Here is a 1,667-nt window from a genome sequence, read left to right as displayed (position 1 = left end):
GATATAAACTATTATGCGCAACTTTATCATCCCCTAAAAAAAATTGATAAGCTGGGAATTTCTTTCGTCGGCAGATTTTAAATTTTCAAAAACCATTAATAATGGTAATTAAACCCATTATAAATCTGATTCCATTGGCGCTTAATAGTAGCGATATGCAAATTAATTCGTATGGCCGCTTTACTTTGATACATAATTTGTGACTTGCATACTTGTACCAATTTAATAGCTTTCGTTGCTCTAGGTCTACCTAACTTCTTTCCTTCAGACTTCGCCCTAGCTTAACCTTCTAATGTTCGCTCTCGAATTCGTTTTTGCTCAAATTCAGCAAAGGCTGAGAACATTTGTAGCATCAATCGTCCCTCCGCTGAGCTTAGATCAGCGGTCGGTAGATCCAGAGAAATGGGCGTAACACCTTTTTCTAACAGCATACTGATCGTATGCTGAACATCGATGTTATCTCTTCCCAGCCGATCAAGCTTGATTACCACCAGCTTGTCTCCAGGCTTCAGGCTCCAGTTTATGCTAAATCAACATTTTGAACTCACGTCGTTCTGTTGCAGGTACACTCCCCGAAACCATCTCATAAACAATTCGATGTTCTTGAATATCGTAACCAGCATTTCTGATAGCTAAGATCTGATTTGACACAGTTTGCTCGCTAGTCAATACGCGACAATAAGCAAATGTCCGCCCCATACTATCCACTACTCATTCCTTTTGGCATCACAATTGGTATCATCAATCAGTTAGGTATCATAAAATCTCTAATCCTACTTTATGAGACTGCAAACACTTCATTCCCGCCTGATATCAGAAAACGGATGTTTGTTGATACTACTCTGGGATGTTTACATCTCGCTAAACTTGACTACTTAAGTCGATGATTTTCACAAAATAACTTTGCCTTAAGAAAACCTAGAAAATAGATGAATATCCGTGAGTAACAAACATTACTCTAAACTTCATTCATCTATAATAAAGACAAGGCTACTATTAACTTTCCTTGGCAGTGAAATTAACATATAAAAATAAATTTTATTTTCTTACTTTTTTATGTTATAACTATTATAACGGTTATAACTATTATAAAGTTATAATTCTAATATAACGTTAGACTTTAAAAAAGTGAAGATTAAGTCAAAGTAAGCTTAATTTCTTACAAGAATTCTTCTGCCACTATTGGCACTTTTAATGCCAGCATTGGCACATTGATTGCCAATCTTGGCAAATTCTCTTGCCACCTGCTTTAATGACGGAATTTTTAAGGCTTTTATCACTTGTCTGATACAAGCCCGCAGGCTTTAACGTTGTGCAAAAAAAGAACAACATTAGAATACGTTGAGTGTCTAATTTTTTCTTGACTTGTAACGGTTACAACCATATAAGCCAGGCACTCTACATTCTTTCTTTTCTTTAATAGATTGTCTTTTTGAACGAGCTTGGGGAACACTGTTCTTTTCATCTAAACTAATAGAGTTTGCTCTACGTAATGCTTCTTCATCGGAAATGTCGTTATAAAAGACTTCAAATCTATTCGGCTTAGTTTCACGTTTTTCTCTTGTGGATAGATAACTCACTTCACGATTACGTCTAGAATAAACTAGGACTTGAGACATATTGGAGACCCTCTTGATATATATAGATAAATTCAATGGCTATTATAT

General features: G+C 35.5%; 1 protein-coding gene and 1 pseudogene. Both read right to left on the bottom strand.

Features of this window, described 5'->3' with window-relative positions:
• Positions 1-95: 95 nt before the first annotated feature.
• Positions 96-699: pseudogene (locus BZG74_RS15385) on the bottom strand (recombinase family protein).
• 650 nt (positions 700-1,349) lie between these two features.
• Positions 1,350-1,619, bottom strand: a complete 270-nt coding sequence (locus BZG74_RS15380) for a hypothetical protein (RefSeq protein WP_077608913.1) — start codon at positions 1,617-1,619, stop codon at positions 1,350-1,352.
• Positions 1,620-1,667: the final 48 nt, after the last annotated feature.

Source organism: Salinivibrio sharmensis, from assembly GCF_001995985.1.
GTDB classification, from domain to species: Bacteria; Pseudomonadota; Gammaproteobacteria; order Enterobacterales; family Vibrionaceae; genus Salinivibrio; species Salinivibrio sharmensis.
Note: the sequence above shows the minus strand (reverse complement) of the source record. Positions and strands in the feature narration are given on the sequence as shown.

What these genes read in the sequence shown, in the direction of transcription:
- BZG74_RS15380 (WP_077608913.1), bottom strand. Translation starts at nt 1,619, where the DNA reads ATGTCTCAAGTCCTAGTTTATTCTAGACGTAATCGTGAAGTGAGTTAT.